A 6,960-nucleotide genomic window follows, 5' to 3' on the forward strand; every position below is an offset into this window, starting at 1 on the left:
GCCCGGGACCGTCCACTGCTGGTCGAGGGGCCCCGCACGCGGCTCGCCGCCCTGCTCAGGGCACGCCGGCCGCTCTACGCCGAGGTGGCGACGGTGGTCATCGACACCGCGGGGCACGAGCCGGACGAGGTGACCGATCAGGTGGCGGCGGCACTGGGCCCGCTGCTCGCGGCGGGCAGCGGACCGGGCGAGGCGGCGGATGCCGCAGGGGGCAGCGAGGCGGCGGATGCCGCAGGGGGCAGACGGTGAGTATGCAGGTGAAGGCCTCCGACATCGTGCGGATCCCGGTACGGCCGGGCGGCGGGCGTCCCTACGACGTCGTGCTCGGGGCGGGCCTGCTCGGCGAGCTCGCCGAGGTCGTCGCCGGGCGGACCCGCGCCGCGGTGATCCATCCCGGGGCGTTGCGGGCCACCGCGGACGCCGTCGTCGCCGACCTGCGGGAGAACGCGGGCGTGGAGGCGCACGCCATCGAGGTGCCCGACGGCGAGGAGGCCAAGCAGCTGCGGATCGCCGGCTTCTGCTGGGACGTGCTCGGCCGGATCGGCTTTACCCGGGACGACGTGGTGATCGGCCTCGGCGGCGGCACCGTGACGGACCTGGCCGGGTTCGTCGCCGCGAGCTGGCTGCGCGGGGTGGACGTCGTCCAGGTGCCGACCACCGTGCTCGGCATGGTCGACGCGGCGGTCGGCGGGAAGACCGGCATCGACATCGACGCGGGCAAGAACCTGGTCGGGGCGTTCCACCAGCCGCTCGGCGTGCTGTGCGATCTGGCGGCGCTGGAGTCCCTGCCGGCCGTCGAGGTACGCGCCGGGCTCGCCGAGGTCGTCAAGACCGGTTTCATCGCCGACGCGGCGATCATCGATCTGCTCGACGCCGATCCGACCGGCGCCGCGCATCTGCCCGAGCTGATCGAGCGGTCCATCCGGGTCAAGGCCGAGGTGGTCTCCGGCGATCCGCGGGAGGACGGCCGGCGGGAGATCCTCAACTATGGTCACACCCTCGGTCATGCCATCGAGAAGGTCGAGCACTTCAGCTGGCGGCACGGCGCGGCGATCTCGGTGGGCATGGTGTTCGCGGCGGAGCTGTCCCGGCTTGTCGTCGGCCTCGACGATGCCACCGCCGACCGGCACCGCGAGCTGCTGACCCGCATCGGCCTGCCGGTGACCTACCGGGGCGACCGGTGGGCGGCGCTGCTCGACGCGATGCGGGTCGACAAGAAGGCACGGGGACGGCGGATGCGTTTCGTCGGCCTCGAGGCGCAGGGCCGCACCGTCATCCTGGACAATCCGGACGCTGGCCTGCTAATCGCGGCGTTCACCACCGTCGCCGAGGATCGGTAGACTCGTCGCGGCGGTTTGTAGGATCGCCGCCACGTCCGCGCCCGGTGTCCGCGCCCGGTGCGTTCGCCCGGTGGCGGGCCCGGAAGCGGCCTGAGGATGGGGAAGCGGCCTGGGATGGCCTGGGGAGAGAGCACCGCGGTCCTCGCACGAGGGTCCGGGTAATGACCACACCCGCCGTCGGCGTACGGCGATGGAAACGGAGAACGCGCGCAGTGGCGACCACCAACGACCTGAAGAACGGCATGACGCTCGACATCGACGGGGTGCTGTGGAACGTCGTCGGCTTCCAGCACGTCAAGCCGGGTAAGGGTGGGGCGTTCGTCCGCACGACCCTGAAGAACGTGCTCACCGGGAAAGTCGTCGACCGCACCTTCAACGCCGGGGTCAAGGTCGACGTCGCGACCGTCGACCGCCGCGAGATGACCTACCTCTACCGGGACGGTGCCGATTTCGTCTTCATGGACAGCGAGTCCTACGATCAGATCCCGATCCCGCCGGATGTCGTCGGCGGGACGGCCGACTACATGCTGGAGAACACCGTGGCCACCGTCGCGCTGCACGACGGCGCCCCGCTCTACGTCGAACTGCCGGCCAGCGTCGAGCTGACTATTTCGCAGACCGACCCGGGGGTGCAGGGCGATCGCTCGACCGGCGGGACGAAGCCGGCCACTCTGGAGACGGGCGCCACCATCAACGTGCCGCTGTTCATCACCAGCGGGGAAAAGGTCAAGGTCGACACGCGTGACGGCCGGTACCTGGGCCGGGTGACGAGCTGAGCGCCAGGTCCAAGGCCCGTAAACGGGCACTGGACATCCTCTACGAAGCGGACGTGCGCGCGAGCGCCGTGCCGGAGATCCTCGCTGCCCGGCTGGCCCAGTCCGATCCACCGGTGTCGGAATACGCCGTCGAGCTGGTCGAGGGGGTCATCGAGCACCGCGGGGAGATCGATGAGCGGATCGCCCGGTACGCCGAGGGTTGGACGTTGGAGCGGATGCCCCCGGTCGACCGCAACATTCTGCGGATCGCCGTGCTGGAACTGCTCTGGCGTCCCGACGTCCCGGATCGGGTCGCCATCGACGAAGCCGTGGAACTGGCGAAGAACCTCTCCACCCACCGGTCGCCGGCGTTCGTCAACGGGCTGCTCGCGAGTCTGGTCGAGGGGAAGAGCCCGGCCACCACGGCCGAGTCGACCGGACGAGGATCGGCGGTGGATTCCATTCCCGGCCAGCCGTCGTAGCGGCGGTCTACCGGGGTTGCCGGGTTGCCCGGTTACCCTGCTGCCAGGTTACCGGGAGGGAACCGGGATCGGCGTTCCCGGTACGTCGCCCAGGCGACGTACCGGGTCCTTCCCCGGATACGTGTGCCGCGGGTGGCGCGGATGCGAGCCGGCGGACTGTGGTACCGGTACCGCGGTACCGGTACCGCGGTACCGGAGCGAGGCTAGACGTCGGTCGCCGCGGCGTCCGCGCCCTGCTCCGGAGACAGCACGCCCCAAGAGACGAGCTGCTCGGTGAGCTTGCTCGGCGAGGTGTCGTAGATCACCGCGAGCGAGCGCAGGTCCTCGTACCGGATCGAGAGCACTCGGCCGTTGTAGTCGCCGCGCTGGCTCTGAATGGTCGCCGCGTACCGGGCGAGCGGACCGCCCTGCTCCTTGGGAACCTGGGAGAGACGCTCGAGGTCGAGAACGATCCGGGGAGACTGCTCCAGCGGAGCGACGGTGGAACCCTCGGGAAGAAGCTCCCCCACCGGAACGCCGTAGAATTCCGCGAGCTCGGAGAGGCGCTGCACGGTGACGGCGCGGTCCCCACGTTCGTAGGAACCCACGACGACGGCTTTCCACCGACCGTGCGACTTCTCTTCGACGCCATGAAGCGAGAGCCCCTGCTGGGTGCGTATCGCGCGCAGCCGAGCACCGAGCGCCTTCGCATAGTCGGACATCGGAGTGCCCACTCCTGTCGTGGTCGATCAGTTGGAACCGGGGCTCGTGCCGCCGGCGGTTACCGATAGTAGTGCCCGCCGGGTTGACGCTCGACACCCGGGGGGTCGTGTCGCCTCTTTCTTTGTACCACTTTCTGTAGCCCCCTGGTTGCGCTCTATGCCTGAGCGGTGGGAACTTCCGGGTGCCGCCACCGCTGTGGCGACGGCGTCGAACCCAGTGACAAGTAGTGACAACATGATGCTGCGTGGTTGGCCCGGCAATAACGTCCCGCGCTGTCCGGACCGGTGGGCGACCCGTCGTCGCGCTGGGCGCCAGGGGCGCCGGCGTCCGGAGGCGAGACCCTCACACGTCCTGAGGGCCCTGGTAACGTCGCTGGGACCACTCCTTTAAGGACCGTCCCGTGAGGCGGGGAAGGAGGGATGCCGCGTGGCTCCGGCTGCCGCGAGCGACCCCGCATCGCGCCGTCCCGGCACCGCCCGGGCAGTACTGTCCGCAGACGACATCACCCGGATCGTCAGCCGGATGGCGCATCAGATTCTCGAGAAGACCTCCGGTGGCGCCGGGGTCGTCCTGCTCGGAATACCCACCCGAGGGGTACCCCTCGCGCACCGGCTGGCACAGCGGGTGCAGGCCGTCGAGGGGGTGCGTCTCCCGGTTGGCTCCCTCGACCCGACCATGTACCGCGACGATCTGCGACTGCGCGGCGTGCGTCCCCTTGAGGTGACCGACATTCCCGAGGGTGGTGTCGACAGCCGCGTGGTGATCCTCGTCGACGACGTCCTCTACTCCGGGCGCACGGTGCGGGCGGCGCTGGACGCCCTGGCCGCCTACGGCCGGCCGCGTGCCGTCCAGCTCGCGGTCCTGGTCGACCGGGGCCATCGCGAGCTGCCGATCCGCGCCGACTACGTCGGGAAGAACATGCCGACCTCGCGCCGGGAGTCGGTGGCCGTCCGGCTGCGGGAGATCGACGGCGCCGACGGCGTACTGATCCTCTCGGCCGCCGGGGGGGACGTCGCCGACGGCGCGCCCCCCGGGAACCAGCCATGATCGGGGGGAGTGCCGTGCGGGGAGCACGAGCCGGGTTCGGGGGACGGGTGTGAACCGCCATCTCCTCTCGACCGAGGATCTCGACCGGGACGACGCGCTGCTGGTGCTGGACACCGCCGAACGGATGGCGCGGGTCGCCGAGGCGTCGGTGCGCAAACTGCCGACCCTGCGGGGCCGCACCGTCGTCAACCTGTTCTTCGAAGACTCCACCCGCACCCGCACGTCCTTCGAGGTAGCCGCCAAGAGACTGTCGGCCGATGTGATCAATTTTTCGGCGCGCGGGTCAAGCGTGTCGAAGGGCGAAAGCCTGAAGGACACGGCGCAGACCCTCGAGGCGATGGGCGCCGACGCCGTGGTCTGCCGGCATGCCGCGAGCGGCGCGCCGCACCGACTGGCCTCCTGGGTGCGCGGCAGCGTGGTGAACGCGGGAGACGGCACCCACGAGCACCCGACCCAGGCCCTGCTCGACGCCTTCACCATGCGCCGCCGGCTCGGCCGGATCGACGGCCTCGCCGTCACCATCGTCGGCGACGTGCTGCATTCCCGGGTAGCGCGATCGAACGTGTGGCTGCTCGCCACGCTGGGCGCGACGGTGACCGTCGTGGCCCCGCCGACGTTGTTGCCCCTCGGGATCTCCTCGTGGCCGGTCGAGGTGTCGTACGACCTCGACGCCGTGCTGCCCAAGAGCGACGTGGTGATGATGCTGCGGGTCCAGCGGGAGCGGATGTCCGCGGCCTTCTTCCCGACCGAACGGGAGTACAGCCGGCGCTATGGGCTGGATGCCGACCGGGCGGAGATGTTGCCCGGCCACGCCCTGGTGATGCATCCCGGCCCGATGGTACGCGGGATGGAGATCGCCTCCCGGGTCGCAGACTCCGCCCGGTCGACAGTCGTGGAACAGGTTGCGAACGGGGTGAGCGTGCGGATGGCCGTGCTGTACCTGCTGCTGGGTGGTTCCGGGGAGGTCTCATGACGACGCCCGCGGCGGAGACGCCGGGAGAGACGCCGGTGGGGACGCCGACGGGGACGCCGACGGGGACCTCCTGGGTCCTGCGGCGGGTCCGCCCGCTCGGCGGGGACCCTGTCGACGTCGTCCTCGCGGGCGGGGTGGTGGCCGCCTGGCGACCGGCCGGCTCCACGCACGCCGGGGCCGGGGGACTGCCCGCCGGCACCACCGTGCTGGGCACGGACGGGCTGATCCTGCTCCCCGGCCTGGTCGACCTGCACACTCACCTGCGGGAACCCGGCCGGGAGGACGCCGAGACGGTCGCCTCCGGCACCCGCGCCGCGGCCCTCGGTGGCTACACCACCGTGTTCGCGATGGCGAACACCAATCCGGTCGCCGACACCGCGGGGGTCGTCGAGCAGGTGTGGCGGCTCGGCCTGGATGCGGGTCACTGCGACGTCCGGCCGGTCGGCGCGGTCACCGTCGGGCTTGCCGGCGAGCGGCTCGCTGAACTCGGCGCCATGGCCTCCTCCGCGGCGGGCGTGCGGGTCTTCTCCGACGACGGGCACTGCGTGTCGGACGCGCTGCTCATGCGCCGGGCGCTGGAGTACGTCAAGGCGTTCGACGGGGTGATCGCCCAGCATGCGCAGGAACCGCGACTGACCGAGAACGCCCAGATGAACGAGGGCACGGTGGCCGCCCGGCTGGGGCTGCCGGGGTGGCCCGCGGTCGCCGAGGAGGCGATCATCGCCCGGGACGCGCTGCTGGCCGGGCACGTCGGCTCCCGGCTGCACGTCTGTCACGTCTCCACCGCCGGATCGGTGGAGATCATCCGGTGGGCCAAGGCGAAGGGCTGGAACGTCACCGCCGAGGTGACCCCGCACCACCTGCTGCTCACCGACGACCTGGTCTGCTCGTTCGACCCGGTCTACAAGGTCAACCCGCCGCTGCGCACCGCCGCCGACGTCGCCGCGCTGCGCGCCGGGCTCGCCGACGGCACGATCGACTGCGTCGCCACCGACCACGCCCCGCACGCGCTGGAGGACAAGGAGACGGAGTGGGCCGCCGCGCGTCCCGGCATGCTCGGTCTCGAGACGGCGCTGTCGGTGGTCATCGAGACGATGGTCATCCCGGGCCGGTTGGACTGGGCCGGGGTCGCCGAGCGGATGGCACTGGCCCCGGCGAGGATCGGTGGCCTGCCGCGAACCGCGACCGAGGTGTGGAGTTCCATAGCAGTGGGCGCGCCCGCGACCGTCACCCTGCTCGATCCGGCGCCGTGGCGGATGGTCGAGCCGGACGCGCTCGCCAGCCGCAGCCGCAACACGCCCTATGCGGGCCGGTCGCTGCCGGGAACGATCCGCGCCACGTTCCTGCGGGGACGGCCCACCGTGCTCGACGGGAAGATCGTATGATTGTTTCGCACGCCGTATCCCTGCAGGCCGCCGGGCCCGCCGTCGCCTTGGACCGGGCGCCGGACCGCCTGGGGCTGCACCTGCTTCTCCTGCTCGGTCTGTTGCTGGTGTTCGTCGCGGTGGTCGGTTCGATGCGACGGGCGTGGCGCAACCGGGCCGAGCGTCAGGAGGAGGACCTTCCCGAGCTGCCCGTCCCGCCGGCGGAACCGGGCACGGTGTTCGCCGCTCCGCTGCGCGGGATGTACCTCGGCACCGTCGACGCCGGGCACTGGCTGG

General features: G+C 71.3%; 8 protein-coding genes and 1 pseudogene. 8 read left to right on the forward strand and 1 reads right to left on the reverse strand.

Features of this window, described 5'->3' with window-relative positions; all coding sequences use genetic code 11:
* From AC08OP_RS17585 to nusB, 4 genes are all read left to right on the forward strand, one after another.
* Positions 1–249 (forward strand): shikimate kinase (locus tag AC08OP_RS17585; protein ID WP_476615188.1); only part of this gene is annotated, 249 nt, incomplete at its 5' end.
* Between the two features lie 2 nt (positions 250–251).
* Positions 252–1,340, forward strand: coding sequence for a 3-dehydroquinate synthase (aroB, locus tag AC08OP_RS17590; RefSeq protein ID WP_476615192.1), 1,089 nt, complete (start codon positions 252–254; stop codon positions 1,338–1,340).
* 212 nt (positions 1,341–1,552) lie between these two features.
* A complete protein-coding gene (gene efp / locus AC08OP_RS17595) occupies positions 1,553–2,116 on the forward strand; it encodes an elongation factor P (protein ID WP_011437591.1) in 564 nt (187 codons plus the stop codon).
* A complete protein-coding gene (nusB, locus tag AC08OP_RS17600; protein WP_476615193.1) occupies positions 2,113–2,577 on the forward strand; it encodes a transcription antitermination factor NusB in 465 nt (154 codons plus the stop codon). The genes efp and nusB overlap by 4 nt, the downstream gene beginning before the upstream one ends.
* 203 nt (positions 2,578–2,780) lie before the next feature.
* On the opposite strand, the gene bldD is transcribed toward nusB, so the two are convergent.
* Complete coding sequence (bldD, locus tag AC08OP_RS17605) at positions 2,781–3,278, reverse strand: transcriptional regulator BldD (protein WP_011437589.1); 498 nt, start codon at positions 3,276–3,278, stop codon at positions 2,781–2,783.
* A 427-nt stretch (positions 3,279–3,705) separates the two neighbouring features.
* On the opposite strand from bldD, the gene pyrR reads away from it, so the two are divergent.
* The 4 genes and pseudogenes from pyrR to AC08OP_RS17625 form a co-directional block, all read left to right on the forward strand.
* Positions 3,706–4,326, forward strand: coding sequence for a bifunctional pyr operon transcriptional regulator/uracil phosphoribosyltransferase PyrR (pyrR, locus tag AC08OP_RS17610; RefSeq protein WP_476615189.1), 621 nt, complete (start codon positions 3,706–3,708; stop codon positions 4,324–4,326).
* Between the two features lie 49 nt (positions 4,327–4,375).
* Entirely contained in the window at positions 4,376–5,299 is a 924-nt protein-coding gene (locus AC08OP_RS17615; RefSeq protein ID WP_476615190.1) for an aspartate carbamoyltransferase catalytic subunit, read from the forward strand.
* Complete coding sequence (locus AC08OP_RS17620) at positions 5,296–6,684, forward strand: dihydroorotase (RefSeq protein ID WP_476615191.1); 1,389 nt, start codon at positions 5,296–5,298, stop codon at positions 6,682–6,684. Before AC08OP_RS17615 ends, AC08OP_RS17620 begins: the two co-directional genes overlap by 4 nt.
* A pseudogene (locus AC08OP_RS17625) lies at positions 6,681–6,960 on the forward strand (hypothetical protein); the annotation flags it as partial. The gene AC08OP_RS17620 and the pseudogene AC08OP_RS17625, both read left to right, overlap by 4 nt.

The organism is Frankia sp. CeRuru1, from assembly GCF_977966315.1.

Excerpts from the sequence above, each read along its gene's own strand:
- bldD (WP_011437589.1), bottom strand. The coding sequence starts at position 3,278 with ATGTCCGACTATGCGAAGGCGCTCGGTGCTCGGCTGCGCGCGATACGC.
- AC08OP_RS17620 (WP_476615191.1), top strand. The coding sequence starts at position 5,296 with ATGACGACGCCCGCGGCGGAGACGCCGGGAGAGACGCCGGTGGGGACG.
- aroB (WP_476615192.1), top strand. The coding sequence starts at position 252 with ATGCAGGTGAAGGCCTCCGACATCGTGCGGATCCCGGTACGGCCGGGC.